This window comes from Ectobacillus funiculus (assembly GCF_004138295.1).
Classification (GTDB): domain Bacteria; phylum Bacillota; class Bacilli; order Bacillales; family Bacillaceae_G; genus Ectobacillus; species Ectobacillus funiculus.
Genome location: NZ_SCFM01000002.1, coordinates 99,264 through 119,962, shown reverse-complemented (window position 1 = coordinate 119,962; position 20,699 = coordinate 99,264). Strand labels below are relative to the sequence as shown.

Genomic DNA, 20,699 nt, shown 5'->3' with positions numbered 1-20,699 from the left:
ATCTTTTAGGGATTCTGAATACTTTTAGGAGTAGTTTAGATTGTATCCACTATAGTAAGAGAGGAGCGCTTTCGGGTTTATCACTGCCCGGATAAAATAATATGAAACGACTGATAGATGAAATGATGAAACGTGCCGTTCTCATTGTAACCTTGATCGCACTTATACTAGTATGGGGAGGAATGTCTGCACGACACATTCAACGGGACTACCTGCCAGAGATTAATAACTCCACCCTAACGGTCACAGTACGTGCGGAAAATTACCAGGCGGAGCAAGTAAAAGCAAAGATTACAAAACCGATCCAACAAGCCGTACGGGTGGTAGACGGTCTGCAAGACGTCGAGACGAACTCATTTAATGGCGGTTCATTAATAAGTCTTAATTTCCCAATGAATTACGATATGAGGCATGCGGAGGAACAGGTATCTAAAGCATTAGAAACGATTTCGCTGCCAGTTGGTGTTCAAAAACCTTTGGTAACGCGTCTTAGTACGCATTCTCTACCCATGATGAGAATTAGTTTGATAAGTGCTTCTAACAATATTACTGAAAATACGCTTCGAACTGCTATTCAAGAAGATGTTGTAGATTTGTTGAAAACAGTTCCAGGAGTGCAGGATGTACAAGTATCCGGGGGTGGAAATGCCGGATATGCTGTGACCCTTCGAACAGAAGACCTAAAAAAAGCAGGGTTAACAGTAGACGACATAAAACGGTCACTTCAGGAGAAATATGCAACTGAAGCGGAAGGAAATGTATCAGACAACCAGATTTCTATTCCTATCCAAGTTTCAGGTTGGGGATTAAATCAACAAGATCTACTCCAGCTTCCTATTCATACAAGAGATGGGAAAACCGTACCGCTCTCTGATGTAGCGGACATTTCAAACGCAATCGTGAATCTGCAGACTATTTCAAGAACCAACGGGAAACCTAGCGTTCTGTTAGATGTTTTAAAAACCCCTTCATCCAATATTACGGATGTATCCGACCGAATAAGGAGCAAAATCAAGGATATTCCCGCCTTGAAAAATAAAGATATAAAACTTTCCATTCAATTTGATCAGGGTGAGCAAGTCAATGCGTCTTTAAAAGGTCTTATAAAAGAGGGCTTGCTAGGTTGCTTGTTTTCGATGGTTTGTGTATTTCTCTTTTTCCGTACAGTTCGTTCTACGCTATTAATAGCTCTTTCACTGCCAATCTGCTTATTGGCGACCACCGGTTTACTAAAAACGATGGGGATAAGTCTAAATATTCTTACCGTTTCTGGACTGATTGTTGCAATGGGCAGGGTAGTCGATGACTCGATTGTTATACTTGATAATATGAACCGTAAAGTGCATGAGGAAAAAGAAAAAAATAGTATGAATCTATTAGCAGCTGCAGTTTCCGAAATGATTCCTGCTATTGTAGCGTCTACTGCAACAACTATTGCTGTCTACATCCCAATTGCACTAATTGGCGGCATGGTGAGTTCAGCTTTTTCAGGATTTGCCTGGTCTGTCGTGATTGCACTGGTCATTTCACTATTTGTTTCAATCCTTGTTGTGCCGGTTCTTTATAACCTGATTTGGAAAGGAAGACCTATAGCCGTCAACGATCGGCTAGAACCGTTTGCACATAAAATTCTCATCTGGGTGTTTCAACAAAAGAAAAAAATGGTTACCGCCTTTCTTGCATTATTCTTGATTACTTCGGTGGGAGCAGCTTTTCTTCCCGTTAATTTTTTACCAAGAACAAATAACGCAGGCCAAATCGCGCTTCAAGTTGAAATGCCTCAGAATACTTCATTAACAGAAGTCGATGCAGAAGTAAAAAGATTGGAAGATTTAATAAAAACAAATCCTAAAGTGGACTTCTTTTCTTCAGGGCTCGGTTCATCTTTTACTCCCCAATCTGATGATGTTTTTGATGCAGGAGGTGGATGGATTCAACAACCAAACATTGCCAATTTATCTATAACTGTTAAGCACAGTACAGATGTAAATACCTTTATGCTTGAATTACAGAAACAATTAAATTCTCTATCAAGTAAAGCGGTCTACACTGTTACGAATCAAAGCATAGCAGGCGATGATTCGCAATTAAAGATCAATATTACAGGGGCGGATAGTGAGACGCTGGAGTCCATGGCTCGAACAATCGTAAACCAGCTTAAATTGGTCCCAGGACTGGCTGTACAGGGTTCGGCAGATAATGAAGACCATATCACGCAGTATCATATCACGCTCAATCGGAAGGCGATAGAAAAGAATGGGATTCAGGTAGAGGATATTTTAAATCGAATTCAGCAATATACTGCAGAAGGGTCAACAGGTACAATCTCAATTAACCAGGATACGTTTCCAATTGTAATCCATTCTGATTTACAAAAGCATGGTACGAATGTTAGTAGTAAAGATCTCTCTCAAGACATTTTCTCTTTACTAGGTAGGGAAACTTTTATAAATAACAAAGGGCAAAATGTTTCATTGGATCAACTTGCAATGCTAACACCAAACTCAGATCCATCGGTGATTCAAGAGAAAGATGGGCATCCATATGCAGTGGTCACAGCGAACATCATTTCAAGCGATATCGGAAAAGTCACTACACAGGTCAACAGTGCCCTTGAGAATATTCCGTTACCTGAGGGCGTGAAGTATTCCTTCGCGGGTGCACCTCAACAAGTATATGAAATGATTTATGAGATGGCTATTGCTTTATTCTTTTCCATTTTGCTTGTTCTCTTAATCGTAAGTGCCGTTTTTCGGGGATGGAAAGCGCCTCTGTCAGTTCTCATTTGTATTCCATTGGCCTTTATCGGATCAGTAATAGGGATGTTTATCTTTGGTATGGAGTGGAATCTTGCAGCATTAGTTGGATTCATGATGTTAACAGGAATCGTCGTCACAAATGGGATTGTCCTTGTCGATAAAATAGAGAGAAACTTGGCAAACGGGCTGGTAGTAGAAGAAGCTATTTTACAAGGAACGCTGTCCCGAGTACGTCCTATCCTAACGACGGCCTTCACAACGATTTTGACAGTACTACCATTAGCTTTTTCTTCCCAGGCCGATACGGTAATCTCTCAAACTCTCGGGATTGTTGTTGTAGGCGGGCTAATCAGTTCAACATGTATTAGCTTATGTATGATTCCAATTAGTTATAAATGGATGTATCATACACGTACAGGTTCTTCTTCAAAACACATTGGAGGGGAACAAATATCTGTTTTGAACAACAATATCAAAAACACGATCTGACAACTCCCACCGCTAAAGCAGTGGGGTTCAAGAGTACTACTACACTTCTCAACGACACCTTATCTTTCTGTATAGAAAGAGTTTCTATCAAAGCACTGGTGTAGATGGACGTATGGCGTATAGCCAGGCACTTCGCTCGACAAGCCTTAAAAGACTCTCGATGTACTTATCGTTCTGCATCGGACGTGATCACGACCGATTTGTAAATGAGATCGTTGAAGATTTTACCTAGCAGACGTTTTTCCTGCTAGAACCTCATATCTTCAGTTTTCAAAGGACAAGTTGTCCGATAGGGAGATTGTACCGAAATATTCCAAACCAAACAAGGATAGTAACATGTTCAAATACTTGAAGCACCACAACTTTTCGGTTGATCAGTGGTGCTCCGTATTTGACCTCACTTTCATCCCACGTCTAAAGACGGGCTACGCCCAACGTAGACTTTCTCGTTCGGAAAATCTGTAAATACAAAGATGTCCATAAAAGTGTACGTACTCTTTCCCAATATATTAGATGAAGAACATTTGTATCAATTGTCCAATCCCATAGCTTCAATGCTGCTTGTACAAGGACGTTTCGATCTAGTGAATAGGGACTGACTGCTTCCGTACAGAACACGAATGAAATGAGTATCCCGGCCTGTTGATATAGTATCTACAAAGTAGACAAAGAAAAGAAAGAGCTCTTACCTATTGTGGTAAAATCAATCTTTGGTCTACTTTGGAGGTACTATTTTTATGGATATAAAACAACAGGATGTACAACAAATATATTCACATACTATCAAAATTATATATATTCTATACTTATTCAGCCTACATAACATGGAATTACCGGAAGTCAATGCATCTACCTAACTTCCTAAATCTTAGCCGTCGGCAAGCCGGTTAAACGGCTGAATTCTCCTGGATGAGGCGTCAGAATAACAGGATCTGTCCGTTTTTCATACGTTCGTTTGCTTAACGCCCCTGCATCTAAAATCACTGGAATTTCCTCAGCTAGAATCTTGGAAATATACTGCTCTAGTTGTTCATCTGGAGGAAGCCCGGGACCGATGGCAACACCGCTTTTATTTCTACCATTACCATTTCCTTATGCATCAGTACCGTATTGCTCATTATCAGTGCTGTAACAGGACTCATCTATGATCAAGCAAAAAACGGAGTACTGCCGTCATGACTTTCCTTTAAAAATGGCAACAATGTTCCGTCTCGGGCACTTCTTCTCATGTTTGCTATCCATTTCAGCATGTTTACACTCTACGCCATGCATACTGTAAATATTGAACAACTTGTCTCTATCGCCAACACCTTCTTTCTATGCAATGCCGTGATCAGCATCGTTAAAACGAGTTGAGAACGCATTGAATCGATAGAAGCCATTGAAATTAGAAAAACTACAATTCCAAAGATTGTTACATATGTTAAGTAAGGAAACAGCCACATTTTCATTTTTAAAACTTGACGATTTTCCTTTTCCATTTTATTTCGCCATCGCAAGTGGGAAATAAAATGGTAAGCATCCTTGCTAGAGCAAAAATGATGTAAAAGTAAAGGACAATAGCATAAAAACCAGTAAATTTCATGCCTTCGGTTTCTTCAGGGTGGCAAAGCCTGAAAATACTTGTAATAAATGAACGACTCTGTGTTTCTATTAAATGCTTTTGCACTAGAGATGATGTTTACTCAAAAGCTAGAATAGAATCATGAAGGATATCAATCATTTGATCTATTTCAGTTTTGCTTATTGTTAATGGAGGCGCAAATACAAGCGTATCTTGACCATCAAACGTAACTGACCTACAAATAAGACCGCGTTTTGCAGCTTCTGAAACAATAAGAGGAGCTATAGGAGTTGAAAATTTTTGCTCTTTTACAATTTCAATGCCCCCCATTAAACCAAGCCCTCTGACCTCACCAACAATTTTCCGATTACTCTGCAGCCATTTAAATCCTTTTAGCATTTCTTGCCCTGTTATCTCCGCATTTTCAATCAGATTTTCCCGTTCAATGATTTCAAGGTTTTTCAAGGCAACGGCGCAAGCCATTGGATGACCGCTGTATGTATAACCGTGTAAGAGTGTACCTTCTGAAAATTCAATTAATTCTTGGTGGATTCGTTCCGAGAGCATCACGCCCCCTAACTGAGCATATCCGCTTGTAACTCCTTTAGCAAAACACATCATATCTGGGGCAACACCATAATGTTCAATCCCAAAGTATTTTCCTGTTCTTCCAAACCCAGTAATTACTTCGTCTGTAATAAATAAGATTCCATACTCATCACATATATTTCTAATTTTCTTAAAGTAATCTTTTGGGGCTACATGAACCCCTCCAGCCCCTTGAACTGGCTCCGCAATAAACGCGGCAACCGTCTCTGGACCCTCCGCTTCAATAACTTCTCGTAGAGACTGGGCAGAGAAATTTTCTACGTAGCAGAAATCCGGAGCTAATGAATTCGTAAAATCCCGGAAAGGCTTCAATCCTGTTGCACTCGTTGCCCCTATCGCTACTCCATGATACGACTTCGTTCTCGAAATAATCTTTTTTCGTCCAGCTTGTCCTTTTAGAATCCAATAATGCCGAGCAAGCTTATAAGCAGTATCATTAGACTCTGATCCTCCCGAAGTGAAAAAGGTAGCACTTAAGTCCCCAGGAGCTATTTGAGAAAGTTTAGATGCCAATCGAATTGCTGGTTCATTGCTAAATGTGGCAAAACAAGAAGTGAAGGCTAATTTCGACATTTGCTCCATTGCGACCTTGCCGATCTCTTCTCTACCATGACCAACATTGACATTCCAAAGAGAAGACATTCCGTCAATCACAGATTTTCCCATCACATCATATAGATGAACTCCTTTTCCTTCAGTAAAAATAAAGGCAGGTCCTTGTTCCTGCTGCTGTTTGATAGGAGACGTAGGATGCAGAAAATGCTTTTTATCCAATTCCGCTAATGTTTGAACCAAATCCAAATCTTTTATCATGATAAACATCCTTTCCTTTTCTAAGATTAAGAAAGCCAGTATTTTGTTCAGTTTTTTATGATATATAAACAAAGTACTGGCTGTTGCAGACCCGCTTCATTTGCTTGACATTATACTCAGGTAAAATGGTCTAATAATAAAGTTAATATGTAAAAACTAGCATGCAATTAACATTGTCCGTTTTTTCGTTAATTTTATTTTCCTAAATAAGGTAAAGCGCGATCATGTACATCTATAACGAACTTTAGCTTAAAAATTCCTCCTTCTTTCTAAAAGTCTACTCGTTCATATTACTTGCAAATTCTATGCCAACTTTTTTAGCGCAAATCTCCCTTTACATCTATTTAAATGAATTCAAAATTGAATTAAACTAGCAATAATTAATTCAATTTTGAATTCATTGATTCATTTTGAATTAATATTGTACTTTTTCAACCGACGAACGACTGTTGCTTGACTTAATCCAAGAGTTTCAGCCATTTCATATGTTGTTTTACATTGGCGGTAAGCACGTAGCAGCCAACATTTTTCAACCTCTTCCAAAGCATCCTGCAGCGTTAATCCTCGCTCCTCAAAAACTGTTAGTGAAGACCATTCCACTTCAGTATCATTATTCTGCTGATTTTTTTGTATAAAGGGAAGATTGTCATGATAGATTGTATTAGTATCCGAAGTAACAACTAACCGTTCGATAAGATTCTCAAGCTCTCTGACATTCCCGGGCCATTCATATTCTAAACATGCATCAATCGCAGCTGAATGAAAAAATTTATTTGTTTGATACTTTCGGTTAAACTTTGATAAAAAATGCTCTATAAGTTGATAAATATCCTCTTTTCTCTTCCGTAAAGAAGGGATATGAATTGGAACTACATTTAACCTATAAAAAAGATCCTCTCGGAACTTTCCTTGCTTCACCATGTATTCTAAGTCTTGATTAGTAGCTGCCACTAACCGGAAGTCTACTTTTTTGCTCCTTCCCCCACCAATTTTGGTTATGCTTTTTTCTTGTAGTACTTTTAAAAGCTTAACTTGTATATCAAGAGGCAGCTCCCCAATTTCATCAAGAAACAGTGTTCCTTTATGCGCCAATTCAATCATTCCTATTTTTCCTTTATGATTTGCTCCTGTAAAAGCACCAGGCTCATATCCAAATAGTTCAGATTCAAACAAGCTTGTTGGTATAGCCCCGCAATTGATTTCGATAAAAGGCTCCTTTTTTCGCTCGCTTCTATTATGTAAAGCACGGGCAAAAACAGTTTTTCCAACTCCTGATTCTCCTAGTAAAACAACCGTTGCATCACTTCTTGCCACTCGATTTACAAGCTCCCAAACCGTCTGCATTGTTTTACACTCTATAACTATGTCCCCAATTTTTGTTTCCTTTCCTCTCAACTCTTCAATTTCTGATTCATAGCGTTTCATTTTAGACTGAAGCTGTTCATAATCCTCCTTTAACTTTTGTATCTCGGTTAAATTATGAGAAAAGCTAATCACTCTAATAATATTTTTTTGTTTATCAAAAATTGGAATACCCGTAGCCATTATCACCATCCCTGTTCTCGTCTTTTGCATCACTTGAACTTCCTTTTTCTCCTTTAAAACCCTGGCAGTCACGGATGGAGAAAAAATATTTTCCTTTTCCAGTTCGAAAACCGACCTTCCCACTAAAGTTGATGAAACTTCACCATATATCTCCTCAGAATTTCTAATTGCCCTCAAAACGATTCCTTGTCCATCTGTCACAACAATGTTATCATTTGAAGCATTTATGATTCCTTCTAATTCCAGCTTCAATATTTCTAATTCTTCTGTCATGTTAACCACTTCTCTTTCCGTTGAGCTCACCTGAAGGTAATATCATACTCACACTTCAAGCTGATAATAAAGCCGGTTTGGGTGCAATGAATCTTCATTCTCAATAAAAAGGCAATATCCCTTAGCCAATTATACTACCCTCAATTATACTTTTTGTTTAACTATCCAAAAGTTGAGAAATTTTTCGGTTTACAATATCAAATCGAAAGAGTCCTATCATTTCACACTTGATTACTAAAAATCGGTATATAAATATCAATTTGGACACATTTGTTTAACGTGTTCATTTCACTGCCACTTAACTAGCTAATACTATACAGATATGATACATTATAAAAAAGTAGCTACTATATATGGAAGGGATTTACTATGTTGAATACTGAACAAATCAATCTGGAAACCTCCTTTATTTTAATTGAACCAAACACTCCTTTAGTAGAATTAAAAAACAAGATCCTACAGTACCAATTTGCCGTGATTACAGGGGAAAGACACCATACGATTACAAATAGTGAATATAACTTTATCCTATCAGGTGCGGATTCAAAGCCTGTAATTCTTTGGCTTGAAGAAATGCAATGGATTCCTTCTACAGTCCTTACAATGTCAGAAATTCTTGAATTGAGCATAGATTGGAGACGCCCGGTTCTAATAAAAAACGAAGAAAAAGAAAATATTATTGGAGTTTTAACTGCCAGCGAGTGGATTCAAAGCTTACAAATTGAAAATAAAAAGATAACTGCCTATTTTCACACATTAGCAGAAACAGTTAACGATGCTGTTACAGCTGTAGATCAAGAAGGGAAAGTAATTTGTTGGAACGCCCCTGCAGAAGGGACTTATGGAATCAAGCGGGAAAATATTCTCGGCCGAAAAATCGGGGAATACTTCCATGTAGAGGATATCGTGTTACATCGTATTTTAAATGAGGGCCGCCCGGTTCGAAAAGCATATCACCGCCCTGATAGTGATACCCACGTTTTAATCAACGCTTCTCCAATTATACAAGACAATATTATTATCGGAGGAATTGCAACAGAGCAAGATATTACTCGAATTGTTCGGCTTAACGAAGAATTGTATTCATCGGTGCCTCAGCTTGTCCACCCAGAAAATCCTTTCTCTTCTATCATTGGGACTGGTACAGAAATTCAACAAGTATTACAAATTGCACAGAAAACTACTTACGCTGATATCCCCGTCCTCTTAACTGGTGAGCCTGGATCTGGGAAAGAGATGCTGGCACAGGCGATCCATTACAGCAGTTCAAGAAAGAAGAATGAGCCTTTTTTATCCGTTAACTGTATCTCTGTTCCTCCAGGGCTTTTAGAAGCAGAATTATTTGGATATCAGAGAAAAGCTTTTATGGATGAAGGACAAGTGGGACAGTCCGGTAAATTGGAACAGGCAAGTCAGGGAACTCTGTTCATTACAGACATTGATCAAATGCCATTTGATATTCAAGCAAAACTTTCCAATTATTTGGAACACCAATCCTTTCATCGTATAGGGGGAACAGAATTAGTTACAGCCCAAACACGTATTATCGCCTCTGCTTCGCCTGTAATCGACACAATGGTAAAAGAGGGAACTTTTCATAAGGACCTTTATTACCAGTTAGCTGTAATCAAAATCGATATTCCTCCATTGCGTGAACGAATAGAGGACATTGTAGAGCTAGTTCAAAAATTCATGCAAGAATTTACCATAAAGTATAAGAAGCCCATGTCGAATATTGATCCAACAGTTATGACTGCATTAATAAACTATGATTGGCCAGGAAACGTCCGGGAGCTTCGAAATGTAGTGGAACGCTTTATCTTGCTAAATGATGAGGATGTTATTACACTCAAACACCTTCCAAGAGAGGTGGTTACTTCGAGTCAGTTTATACATGCTGATCCTATAGCTATCCCTAGCCAAGACACGCCATTATATAAGGAGCGTGTATCTACAAATGAAGAAGCTTTCATGATTGAAGAAGCGTTACGTAAAACATATGGAAATAAAAGTGCAGCAGCCAAGTTGCTTGGTATATCCAGAGCAACACTATACAATAAGATTAAAGAATATGGGCTCGATTCACATAGTGAGTAACAAAAGCTATTATTGGTATATTTGGGATCCAGCATAAAACAAAAGAGTTCGATCCATGTTCGGATTGAACTCTTTTCGTACAGCTAACCTAATTGTAATATACGAACTAACTAATAAATGGCAGGTAAGCTAAACTTGTCTCTTTGTTTATTCTTCCTAATGATAATCCCCCAATAACTGAAGGCTTTATCTACCGAACTCTGCATCCCCTTCATTTACTTGGAGAAGAATCCTTTAAGAGCAAAAGCTACATTTTGTGGTCTTTCTGCCAAACGGCGCATAAAGTACCCAAACCAATCATTTCCAAAAGGAATGTAAACACGCATTTTGTACCCTTCTTGAACTAAACTTAGTTGTATATCTGTTCTAAATCCATATAACATCTGAAATTCAAATTGGTCACGTGGAATATTATGCTTTTGCGCAAATTCTTTTACTCTGGCAATAATATGGTGGTCATGTGAAGCAATTGCAGTATAACTTCCGCTCAGCAAATGCTCTTCAATGATTCTCATATAATTCTCATCTACCTCTCCCTTCTCTTGATAAGCAACTTCAGGAGACTCCTTATAAGCTCCTTTAACTAAACGCAGAGAAACTCCTTTTAATTCTTTCACGTCCTGTTCAGCACGATATAAGTAGGCTTGAATCACAGTTCCTACATTGTCATATGTTTGACGTAATTCTCTCAGGATATCTAATGTAATTTGACAATGTGCGTGATCTTCCATATCGATTCGGACAAAGTTGTTATGTTTTTTGGCTGTCTTAAGAATTTTCCGCATATTTTTAACACAAAAATCACGGTCAATATCCAACCCCAGTTGGGTCATTTTAACAGATAAATTACTATTTACTCCTGCTTTTGCGATGGCTTCTAACGTTTTTACGTTATATTCTGTTGCTTCTATTGCTTCTTCTCTACTTGAAACGAATTCCCCTAAATGATCCAATGTACAAACTAAGCCTTTTTTATTTAGCTCTTGAACTTTTTTAATGGCACTCTCGATAGTATCTCCCGCTACAACTTGAGAAGCCCCAAATCGAAGACCCCATTTTTTCGCAGCCTTATTTAATCCCTTACTTTGAGAAGCATAAAGAAAGACATTTTTTGAAACCTCTGCTAACATGGCTTGTCCCCCTAAACGATATATTCTTAGTTTTTTATATAAAAGTTTTACAGCGGACAACTTTTTTAAAGTTGCCCGCTTTTTCTTAAAATGCTTCGCTCGTTGTTTTCGCCTGCATGTGCAGAATAAGATAATCAGGTCCTCCTGCCTTCGAATCCGTTCCTGACATGTTAAACCCGCCAAACGGATGATACCCGACGATTGCTCCTGTACAACCTCGATTGAAATAAAGGTTCCCTACATGGAATTCTTCTTTTGCTCGCTCAATATGATCACGATTGTTAGTAAGTAATGCACCTGTCAAGCCATAATCCGTGTTGTTCGCGATTTCCATCATGTGGTCAAAATCACGGGCCTTACAAAAAGCAACAACCGGACCGAAGATTTCCTCCTGCATAAGACGTGCTTTTTCTTCTACATCAGCAATGATAGTTGGTTGGATAAAGAACCCTTTGGAGTCATCACCTTCTCCGCCTGTCATCAACTTGCCTTCTTCCTTACCAATTTCAATATATTTCATGATTTTATCGTAAGAAGCCTGACTGATAACAGGGCCCATATAGGTATTTGCATCTTCTGGATTACCAACCGTTAAAGTTTTTGTTAACGCCACTGCTTTTTCGAGCACTTCGTCATATACATCCTGGTGTACCACTGCACGGGAACCAGCCGAACACTTTTGTCCGGAGAAGCCAAAAGCAGAGTAAACAATTGAAGAGGCCGCTAAATCCAAATCCGCGTCTTTATCTACGACTACTGTATCTTTACCACCCATTTCAGCAATGACACGCTTTAACCAAATTTGACCCGGGTGCACTTTTGCTGCACGTTCATAAATACGACAGCCGACTTCACGGGAGCCTGTAAAGGAGATGAAGCGGGTTTTCGGATGATCAACAAGATAATCACCTATTTCTGCGCCTTCTCCCGGAATATAGTTGAGCACCCCATGAGGAAGACCTGCTTCCTCCATGACTTCCACAAACTTGGCTGCTACTACCGGCGTATTGTCAGATGGTTTAAGAAGGACAGTGTTTCCCGCTACTATAGCTGCTGTTACCGTTCCAGCCATAATTGCTAATGGGAAGTTAAACGGTGAAATGATGACACCTACACCCAGCGGTATGTAAGTAAACTTGTTGCTTTCTCCCTCCCTGCTTTGTACAGGAACCCCATCTTTTAGTTGCATCATCTGACGGGCGTAGAATTCAAGAAAGTCAATAGCTTCTGCTGTATCCGCATCAGCTTCTTTCCAAGGTTTCCCAGCCTCTTTGACAAGGTAGCCCGAGAATTCATGTTTACGACGGCGAAGGATAGCCGCTGCTCGAAATAAGATGTTTGCCCGCTCTTCCGAATCTTGCTTTTTCCACGTTTCAAAAGCAGAAAGTGCAGCTTGCATCGCTTTTTCAGCCCATTCTTTATTAGCTTTGGAAACTATACCAATAACTTCCTTCTTATTACTCGGGTTAATCGATATCGTTTGTTCACCCGTTTTAATATGTTCTCCTCCGATGACAAGCGGGTACTCTTGACCTAATTTTGACTGTACTAACATTAAAGCTTCTTCAAATGCATGTTTATTTTCTTCTAGTGTAAAGTTGGTAAACGGTTCATGTTTGTATGGTTTAATTGTGTTCTTATATTCTGTAATCATGTGGCTCTCTCCCTTATGTAAAATAATAGTTTTTTGTTTCCCGTTATATTTTTATAACTAATAAAGACCTAGCTAAAAAATCGATTTTAGTATTTCTTCTTAAACTACTAAAAATAATCAGTAATGATTCTAAAATAAACAAGTGTCTATCACTTACCACATTGTGCTAGTCCTTACTTTATTTTTAATACTGCTTTAGTGAAAATATTGTACTGCCACAATATCGCCTCCTTTAAAATTATTACATAATTTTAAATATGTTAAATTTTCTGATTCCTTATAAATCTATTATAAACATTCTTTACACTTTTGTATATTATTTTTTAAAAAAATGTTTAATTTTATATTATTTAAACAAAATCGTTTATTAAAAAACAAATTATAAACAATTTTGTTCATGCAATGAAACTCTATACAATTTACTATTTTTCTAAACATTCATATTAAACTTCCTAACATAAATATTGTTCAAATACATTATTAAAGAACTGTATCCTATAGACTTGCATCCATGCCAGGTGCACACAAAAAACCCTCGAATACTATTACATTCGAGGGTTTTTTAAAACAGCGTGCTAGATATTTTACTATTTTTAAGCATTTTATCTTTCCAGGAAACAAATATGGTATGACTTTTAAACAGCAGCTATAGCTAAACAAGGATCATTAAAACAAACAACTTCCGTAAGAATTTTGCAACCTTGGAGTTTTTCAAAAACTTCTCTCGCTTCTTCTTCTGTGTCAAATTCAAACATGGTAGTGTGGTTTCCTTTTGAGTAGACAGTGATTATCCACATAAAAACATCTCCTGTGAAAAGATAAATTTTAGCCCTTTACTTTGCTTTGTACTGAAGAGGCATTTGCTTCTTTTTCTCCGATAATAAATCTGTTGATCGTTTGTTCTTAGTGACAAAGTAGGTAACCAAAACGAATACAACGATAAGTAGGGTTAAAAAGAATTGTGAACGCATTGAATCAATAAATGGCATCGCTACAAAGACACTGGTGATCGCAATGATTGTGGCATATGTCAAGTAAGGAAATAACCACATTCTTATTTTCAGTGCTTCAGGATTTTCTTTTTCATATTTTCTCCTCATACGGAGTTGGGAGAAGGCAATCACCAGATAAACAAGAAGCGCTACTCCTCCGGAAGCATTAACCAAAAAGAGAAATATCTTATCCGGGGATAGGTAATTGAATATCACGCTAATATACGAAATCACAGTGCATCCCAGGATAGCATAAAGCGGCACTCCCTTCTTGTTGACCTTAAAAAACATACGGGGAGCATCACCATTTTGTGCCATAGCAAACAACATACGGGAACTCGTGTAAAGACCGGAATTCAAGCAAGAAAGGACGGCTGTTAGAACAATAAAATTCATGATTTGGGCCGCAGCTGGTATGTTCACAAGTTCAAGTACGGAAACAAAAGGATTTTTCAGTAGAGTATGAGAATCCCATGGAAGAATAGTAACTAACACTAAAATGGAACCTAGATAGAAAACTAAGATTCGATAAATAACACTGTTTGTCGCAACAGTAATGGCTTTTTCAGGATGTGATGTTTCTCCTGCTGCAGTTGCTACAATTTCACTCCCCATAAACGAGAACATAACGAGAGTGATTCCCAACAATATAGAATTGATTCCGTTTGGAAAAAATCCTCCTCTATGTATAAGATTAGAAGTCCCAGGTGATTCTGTACCAGGTACGAAGCCGAATATAATGGCCCCTCCCAGAATTAAAAATAAAACAATGCTTACCACTTTAATAAGGGAGAACCAATACTCGAACTCACCAAACGATTTAACAGAATACACGTTAGTCAAAGTTAATAAGAAGGTAAGGACAAGACTAGCCGACCAAGAAGGCAAGGAAGGAAACCAGTACTGGATAATGTTCGCTCCTGCGATTGCTTCAACGGCAATGACAATAACCCAGAAAAACCAATATAGCCAGCCGATTGTGTATCCAGCCCACGGACCTAGTGCTTCCCGAGCATACGTGGCAAAAGAACCACTAGATGGATTGATCATTGACATTTCCCCCAGCATGCGCATGACCAAAACCACAAGTAGTCCTGCCAGCGCATAGGAGAAGATAGAAGCCGGTCCTGCCATATTTATTAAGGATCCACTCCCTACAAATAATCCAGCACCAATGATTCCTCCCAGAGAAATCATGGTAATATGGCGAACTTTTAACTCTTTCTTTAATTCCGTTTGGTGATGATTCATATCCTGTCCCTCCTCTATTATAGAAAACATAATATCAAACAATAACCAAAGCTGCTTCATTTGCTTAGCATAGGAAAAAAGACCGTGAAAACCCTTTCATTTTTTTCAAGTAACACATCCGAAAGCTATCGAAATTCCTCCTTTGTCTAATCCGCTTATTAGATAAATCGCTGATAAACTCAATTGAAACACGGAATAGAAGATTTAATGTCCCTTAAATTTTGCAAGTTTGAAATCTTTTGAATATATATTGCAAACAAATTGTATAAAAATTTGTTCAATTTTGTCAATACAATGTATTAATTTGTACACCTTTGTTAGCCCTTGGTTCTATTCCATATCCAGCCAATGAAACAACTCCCACTTACCTGCTCCCACGGCGTGAAATGGAAGTTTCCTGCTTCGCGGACTTCTTTTTACTGGAAACGAATTTCCTTACATGATTGAGTTTACAAATCCCAGGCTATATCCTCACATTTTCTAATTAAAAAATTTAGTCTTAGTAGAATTATATCCACCCTCTATACTTAGAAGCTTCTACCATTTTCTTCAATCCAACAATGTACGCCGCTAACCTCATATCAGCTGCTTGAGTAATTGCTGTTTGATGCACTTGTAAAAAAGACGCAGTTAAGATGGCTTTCAGTTTGTTGTCTACTTCTTCTTCTGTCCAGTAATAGCCTTGGTTATTTTGCACCCACTCAAAATAAGAAACAATGACACCACCGGAGTTTGCCAGCACATCCGGAACGATTAATACGCCTCTTTCAGTCAAGATTTCAGTGGCTTTTAATGTTGTAGGCCCATTAGCTGCCTCTACTATAATCTGCGCCTGAATGTCTGCCGCATTTTCTTCTGTAATTTGGTTTTCGAGTGCTGCAGGCACTAAAATATCACATGGTTGTATTAATAGCTCTTGATTGGTAATTCTACTTGAAAACAACCTTGTAACAGTTCCAAATGAATCTCGCTTATCTAATAAGTAATCAATATCTAGACCATCCGGGTCATATAACGCGCCATACGCATCTGAAATCCCAACAACTTTCGCTCCTTCATCATGAAGGAACTTCGCGAGAAAACTGCCCGCATTTCCAAATCCTTGGATAATTACTTTTGATCCCCTTATTTCCAATCCTTTCACTTTTGCAGCTTCTTTCATCGTTATAATCACACCTTTAGCAGTAGAAGATTCCCTTCCAACAGAGCCTCCTAACACTAGTGGTTTTCCTGTGATAAATCCAGGGGAATCAAATTCACGGATCCGGCTATACTCATCCATCATCCATGCCATAATTTGTGAATTCGTGAATACATCAGGAGCTGGAATATCCTTCGTCGGTCCAACAATTTGACTGACAGCACGAACGTAGCCGCGACTTAACCGCTCTAATTCCCGGAGCGACATCTCTCTCGGATCACACTGAATACCTCCCTTTCCTCCTCCATAAGGAAGACCGGTAATCCCGCATTTAATACTCATCCACATAGAAAGAGCTTTTACTTCCTCCTCTGTTACAGCTGGATGGAAACGAATCCCTCCTTTTGTTGGTCCAATTGCATCATTATGCTGCGCACGGTATCCTGTAAATACTTTAACAGAACCATCATCCATTCTGACAGGGATCCGAACAGTCAACAATCTAAGAGGTTCCTTTAATAGCTCATATACCTCCTGTTCATACCCCATATTTGTAAGGGCTGTACGAATCACTTGTTGCGTATTTTCTAAAATATTCAACTGTTCCTTCTTTTTCTGATTTTCTTCTCTTACTTTATATTGTGTCATGCTCATTATAGATCCCACTCTATTTATCCCCCGCATAATTTAGTTTGTAGAACTTACGCGATACTACTTTTTATACCTTTGAATGACTTAATAGGTGCTATGCACCTATTAAGCAAATAACTTATATTTCTCAAAGTTTCTTTCCGTATTACTGCAGGGCTTTGGTATTCAAAGACTACCGACATAGATTGTAAGTAAACTCATTATAAATCTTGGTATCATTTCATAACTTTTATAGAAAGCCCTCATTTGAAGAGGGCTTTTCATCTTAATATATTTTTCGAGACGTTAGCTTCGCTTGAGTGAATAATAGTAAGTAATCATATCCACCTGCTTTGGAATCTGTTCCAGACATGTTAAAACCGCCAAATGGATGCGCTCCAACTAATGCTCCTGTACACTTTTTATTAATATAAAGGTTTCCGCAATGCATGTTTTCTAAAGTGTAGGCAATTCGTTCTTCATTTTGTGAGAAGTAGGCACCCGTTAAGCCATAGTCCGTATCATTATAAACCTCAATAGCTGTTTTCCAGTTTGCTACTTTAGCTATTGCAAGAACAGGGCCGAATACCTCTTCTTGCATAATGCGAGCTTTTGGGTCAACATCTACAAAAACAGTAGGCTCAATATAGAAGCCATTACCTTCCGCTCGGGATCCGCCCACCAGCAGTTTTCCTTCTTTCTTGCCGATTTCAATGTATTTTAAAATTTTATCTAGTGATTTTTGATCAATAACCGGGCCGATTGGAGCATTATTCTCAGGTAGTCCTACCTGTAGCTTCTTCGTTAATTCTATTACCTTTGCCACCACTTCATCGTAAACAGATGCGACTATGATCGCTCTAGAACCAGCCGAGCACTTTTGTCCTTGGAAGCCGAAGGCAGACGCGACTATTGCTGCTGCAGCTGCATCTAAATCCGCTGTCTCATCAACCACAACGCCGTCTTTTCCGCCCATTTCAGCAATGACACGCTTTAACCAGATTTGGTCCGGTTGAACTTTTGACGCACGCTCATAAATTCGGCATCCAACTTCACGAGAGCCTGTAAATGAGATAAAGCGGGTTTTTGGATGTTCAACAAGGTATTCGCCGATTTCTGCCCCGTTTCCAGGAATAAAGTTCAGCACCCCTGCTGGAAGGCCTACTTCTTTCATTAGTTGAACAAACTTTGCTGCAATGACTGGTGTAGAGTCTGCTGGCTTTAAGATTACTGTATTTCCTGAAACAATCGCTGCCACTGTTGTTCCAGCCATAATTGCTAGTGGAAAGTTAAACGGTGAGATGATAATCCCTACTCCAAGGGGAATATATGTAATTTGATTATTTTCCCCTTCAATTTTAGTCAGAGGATGGTGAATGTTAGTTTCGCTCAAACGTATCATCTCTCGAGCATAAAATTCCATAAAATCAATAGCTTCAGCTGTATCAGCATCTGCCTCAGCCCAATTCTTCCCTGCTTCATATACAAGTAATGCAGAGAATTCATGTTTACGCTGACGCATTACATCAGCTGCTCTAAATAAGTACCCTGCACGTTCCGCCGGAGAAACGTTCTTCCAAGTTTCAAATGTTCTTAACGCTTCCTGCATAGCTTGTTCCGCTAACGGCTGGGTCGCTTTGCTCACATAACCGACCACCTCATTTACATTCCCTGGGTTAATGGAAGTAATTTGCTCCTCCGTAAGTATCTGTTTACCGCCAATATATAGCGGGTACTGTTGACCAAGCTCTTTTTTCACTGCTGCGAGAGCTGTTTGCATGGCTTGTTTGTTTGTGTCGATTGTAAAATCAGTGAAAGGTTCATTAACAAAAGGGGATACTTGATTAATAGTTATCATATTCATATAACTCCTTTATATAAAATTATTTTTTTAATAGATTCTTCATTACAAACCAAACATTTGCTGATTGATTCTTTCCTAAATTTTGAAACATATTTCTCACTAAAACCTCCTTTTTCCTGTATTTCCGAAAATTTAAATAAGATATAATTTTCAGATTTATTTGTAAAATCATTATACAACCACGTTTACAAAAGTGTCAATATTGTAAAAATAATTGTTTGAATTAAACAAATGTGTGAATCTGTTTAATCGAATTATAATACATACTATTTTTTTGTACATTTTTTCGTTATATTTTCTAACAAACAAATCATTTTATAGTTAAAAACTAGATTACAAAGAACAAAGGTGTCTAATTTTTGTTACGACTAGATTAGACGAGTGGATTCAAAACTTGCAGATTAAATAACCGCCTATTTTCACACATTAGCAGAAACAGTTAATGATGCCGTGACAGCTGGAGATCAAGAAGGGAAAGTAATTTGTTGGAATGCTACTGCCGAAGGGACTTATGGAATCAAGCGAGAAAATATTCTCGGCCGAAAGATTGGAGAATATTTTCACGTGGAGGATATCGTGTTACATCGTATTTTAAATGAGGGCTGCCCAGGACGAGACATTGCATAAAGAACGTGTGTCTACAAATGAAGAAGCTTTCATGATTGAGGAAGCGTTACGTAAAACATATGGAAATAATAAGAGTGCAGCGGCCAAGCTGCTCGGTATATCCAGGGCAACCCTATACAATAAAATTAAGGAATACAAGCTCGATTCACATAGTGAGTAACGAAAACTACGGTTGATCCATTTGGGTTCTATGATCTTACCCCTGTCAAGTAGACACAGAAAAAAAGCCCTATGCTCAATTACACTGTTTAAGCAGCCTGACGATGGTACTCAACCGGAGTCAGGTTATTTAGCTTTACCTGAAACCGTTCTGTATTGTAAAATCGGATATATTTTTGAACAGCACAAATAACCTCCCGTTTTGTACAAAAATGACGGAGGTGAAACAGTTCTGACTTGAAGTGTCCAAAGAAGCTCTCAACACAAGCGTTATCTAAGCATTTTCCTTTTCTGGATATGCTCGGTGTAATGTTGATGGAGAATGTGGAGATACGAGCGAAAAATGTACCGAAATCCTTGATCGCTATGTAGAAGAACACCCTGCTATTCCTATTCATATGTTGTATAAATGTCTGGTTAGGTCTTGGAATGTGTTAAAAAATAACATTTACTTCTGCATTCAGTTGAACCCTACCTACCAGACCCGTTAGTTTCCAAAGACTAGCGTGGTATCGAAAAGGGGGATATATGCTTGCATTCCATCGTATCGGCAGTTTTAGCTGTAATTCTGTTTGTTTTTGCACCAGCAAACGACGATGAACCCGCTGTGCTACCTAAAAAAATCCAAGTAGTTACAGTACGCGTAGCAAAAGAGGAAGAATAAGAAGTTTCCTTATTAGGGAGCTTCTTATTCTTTATGCTAACTTGATTAAATCCCCCTTATTTTCGATCCAATGTTACTTATTCAACTTTTCAACATCTGTTTGCTTAATAGGTAAAAAGCAACCTGGAAAATCGGACTTTTTGCCATAAAAAAACCATGCGGCTCAAGTACTCGTCGCATGGACATCTTCGTTTCCATAGTTACTCACTATAAAATAACGAGATAAATTCCGCATAGATACGAAATCAATACAGAATACTTCCTGACAAACTCCGTTTGTGTTTTGTTTTCCCTCCCTATCTCAGTTAGAACCTCTATCCCCTTACTAAGCGCTGACTCCCCAAGCTTTCGCTGGTCAAACTCAAAAGGCAACATAATCCCCCTTTTTTTGTCTAACTTATTGAATCAAATCCAAAGCTTTCATCATCCTTTTCCGGC

Annotated in this window: 16 protein-coding genes and 1 pseudogene; 5 read left to right on the top strand and 12 right to left on the bottom strand. The window is 38.4% G+C overall.

Annotated elements, in window-relative coordinates:
• Window positions 1-101 precede the first annotated feature (101 nt).
• Entirely contained in the window at window positions 102-3,248 is a 3,147-nt protein-coding gene (locus EP737_RS00785) for an efflux RND transporter permease subunit (RefSeq protein ID WP_129726025.1), read from the top strand.
• Between the two features lie 864 nt (window positions 3,249-4,112).
• Here the strand turns inward: EP737_RS00785 and EP737_RS00780 are convergent.
• From EP737_RS00780 to EP737_RS00770, 4 genes and pseudogenes are all read right to left on the bottom strand, one after another.
• Window positions 4,113-4,310: pseudogene (locus tag EP737_RS00780) on the bottom strand (NAD(P)H-hydrate dehydratase); the annotation flags it as partial.
• 197 nt (window positions 4,311-4,507) lie between these two features.
• Window positions 4,508-4,747, bottom strand: a complete 240-nt coding sequence (locus tag EP737_RS25900) for a hypothetical protein (RefSeq protein WP_205650843.1) — start codon at window positions 4,745-4,747, stop codon at window positions 4,508-4,510.
• Between the two features lie 182 nt (window positions 4,748-4,929).
• A complete protein-coding gene (locus EP737_RS00775; protein ID WP_129726023.1) occupies window positions 4,930-6,234 on the bottom strand; it encodes an aminotransferase family protein in 1,305 nt (434 codons plus the stop codon).
• Window positions 6,235-6,639: 405 nt separating this feature from the next.
• Complete coding sequence (locus tag EP737_RS00770; protein ID WP_129726022.1) at window positions 6,640-8,052, bottom strand: sigma-54 interaction domain-containing protein; 1,413 nt, start codon at window positions 8,050-8,052, stop codon at window positions 6,640-6,642.
• 369 nt (window positions 8,053-8,421) lie between these two features.
• Between EP737_RS00770 and EP737_RS00765 the strand changes: the two genes are divergently transcribed.
• Entirely contained in the window at window positions 8,422-10,149 is a 1,728-nt protein-coding gene (locus EP737_RS00765) for a sigma-54 interaction domain-containing protein (RefSeq protein ID WP_129726021.1), read from the top strand.
• Between the two features lie 215 nt (window positions 10,150-10,364).
• Here the strand turns inward: EP737_RS00765 and EP737_RS00760 are convergent, their stop codons facing one another.
• From EP737_RS00760 to pruA (EP737_RS00740), 6 genes are all read right to left on the bottom strand, one after another.
• Complete coding sequence (locus tag EP737_RS00760; RefSeq protein ID WP_129726020.1) at window positions 10,365-11,279, bottom strand: proline dehydrogenase family protein; 915 nt, start codon at window positions 11,277-11,279, stop codon at window positions 10,365-10,367.
• 85 nt (window positions 11,280-11,364) lie between these two features.
• Window positions 11,365-12,933 carry an L-glutamate gamma-semialdehyde dehydrogenase gene (gene pruA / locus EP737_RS00755; protein WP_129726019.1) on the bottom strand — a complete coding sequence of 523 codons (1,569 nt, stop codon included), beginning with the start codon at window positions 12,931-12,933 and terminating at the stop codon, window positions 11,365-11,367.
• A 635-nt stretch (window positions 12,934-13,568) separates the two neighbouring features.
• Window positions 13,569-13,730, bottom strand: a complete 162-nt coding sequence (locus tag EP737_RS25280) for a hypothetical protein (protein WP_165350636.1) — start codon at window positions 13,728-13,730, stop codon at window positions 13,569-13,571.
• A 36-nt stretch (window positions 13,731-13,766) separates the two neighbouring features.
• Window positions 13,767-15,176: an amino acid permease gene (locus EP737_RS00750; RefSeq protein WP_129726018.1), complete on the bottom strand. Its 1,410-nt coding sequence runs from the start codon at window positions 15,174-15,176 to the stop codon at window positions 13,767-13,769.
• 508 nt (window positions 15,177-15,684) lie between these two features.
• The gene (locus EP737_RS00745) at window positions 15,685-16,965 is read right to left on the bottom strand and encodes a Glu/Leu/Phe/Val family dehydrogenase (RefSeq protein WP_129726155.1); all 1,281 of its coding nucleotides are present in this window, start codon (window positions 16,963-16,965) and stop codon (window positions 15,685-15,687) included.
• A gap of 268 nt (window positions 16,966-17,233) precedes the next feature.
• A complete protein-coding gene (gene pruA, locus EP737_RS00740; RefSeq protein ID WP_129726017.1) occupies window positions 17,234-18,805 on the bottom strand; it encodes an L-glutamate gamma-semialdehyde dehydrogenase in 1,572 nt (523 codons plus the stop codon).
• A gap of 411 nt (window positions 18,806-19,216) precedes the next feature.
• Between pruA (EP737_RS00740) and EP737_RS00735 the strand changes: the two genes are divergently transcribed.
• Together EP737_RS00735 and EP737_RS00730 are read left to right on the top strand one after the other, a co-directional pair.
• Window positions 19,217-19,438 (top strand): PAS domain S-box protein, encoded by a 222-nt coding sequence (locus EP737_RS00735; RefSeq protein WP_129726154.1) that lies wholly within the window; start codon window positions 19,217-19,219, stop codon window positions 19,436-19,438.
• The gene (locus EP737_RS00730; RefSeq protein WP_246040131.1) at window positions 19,431-19,598 is read left to right on the top strand and encodes a helix-turn-helix domain-containing protein; all 168 of its coding nucleotides are present in this window, start codon (window positions 19,431-19,433) and stop codon (window positions 19,596-19,598) included. The genes EP737_RS00735 and EP737_RS00730 overlap by 8 nt, the downstream gene beginning before the upstream one ends.
• An 88-nt stretch (window positions 19,599-19,686) precedes the next feature.
• Here the strand turns inward: EP737_RS00730 and EP737_RS26775 are convergent, their stop codons facing one another.
• Window positions 19,687-19,995 carry an IS3 family transposase gene (locus tag EP737_RS26775; RefSeq protein WP_129726016.1) on the bottom strand — a complete coding sequence of 103 codons (309 nt, stop codon included), beginning with the start codon at window positions 19,993-19,995 and terminating at the stop codon, window positions 19,687-19,689.
• A 134-nt stretch (window positions 19,996-20,129) separates the two neighbouring features.
• Here EP737_RS26775 and EP737_RS26460 point away from each other — a divergent pair, with 134 nt between their 5' ends.
• Window positions 20,130-20,261, top strand: coding sequence for a hypothetical protein (locus EP737_RS26460; RefSeq protein WP_281278862.1), 132 nt, complete (start codon window positions 20,130-20,132; stop codon window positions 20,259-20,261).
• A gap of 207 nt (window positions 20,262-20,468) precedes the next feature.
• On the opposite strand, the gene EP737_RS25895 is transcribed toward EP737_RS26460, so the two are convergent.
• Entirely contained in the window at window positions 20,469-20,633 is a 165-nt protein-coding gene (locus tag EP737_RS25895; protein ID WP_205650842.1) for a hypothetical protein, read from the bottom strand.
• Between the last annotated feature and the right edge of the window lie 66 nt (window positions 20,634-20,699).

Coding starts and splice junctions, on each gene's coding strand:
- EP737_RS00785 (WP_129726025.1), top strand. CDS start 102: ATGAAACGACTGATAGATGAAATGATGAAACGTGCCGTTCTCATTGTA.
- EP737_RS00775 (WP_129726023.1), bottom strand. CDS start 6,234: ATGATAAAAGATTTGGATTTGGTTCAAACATTAGCGGAATTGGATAAA.
- EP737_RS00770 (WP_129726022.1), bottom strand. CDS start 8,052: ATGACAGAAGAATTAGAAATATTGAAGCTGGAATTAGAAGGAATCATA.
- EP737_RS00765 (WP_129726021.1), top strand. CDS start 8,422: ATGTTGAATACTGAACAAATCAATCTGGAAACCTCCTTTATTTTAATT.
- EP737_RS00760 (WP_129726020.1), bottom strand. CDS start 11,279: ATGTTAGCAGAGGTTTCAAAAAATGTCTTTCTTTATGCTTCTCAAAGT.
- pruA (WP_129726019.1), bottom strand. CDS start 12,933: ATGATTACAGAATATAAGAACACAATTAAACCATACAAACATGAACCG.
- EP737_RS25280 (WP_165350636.1), bottom strand. CDS start 13,730: ATGTGGATAATCACTGTCTACTCAAAAGGAAACCACACTACCATGTTT.
- EP737_RS00750 (WP_129726018.1), bottom strand. CDS start 15,176: ATGAATCATCACCAAACGGAATTAAAGAAAGAGTTAAAAGTTCGCCAT.
- EP737_RS00745 (WP_129726155.1), bottom strand. CDS start 16,965: ATGACACAATATAAAGTAAGAGAAGAAAATCAGAAAAAGAAGGAACAG.
- pruA (WP_129726017.1), bottom strand. CDS start 18,805: ATGATAACTATTAATCAAGTATCCCCTTTTGTTAATGAACCTTTCACT.
- EP737_RS26775 (WP_129726016.1), bottom strand. CDS start 19,995: ATGAATAGGAATAGCAGGGTGTTCTTCTACATAGCGATCAAGGATTTC.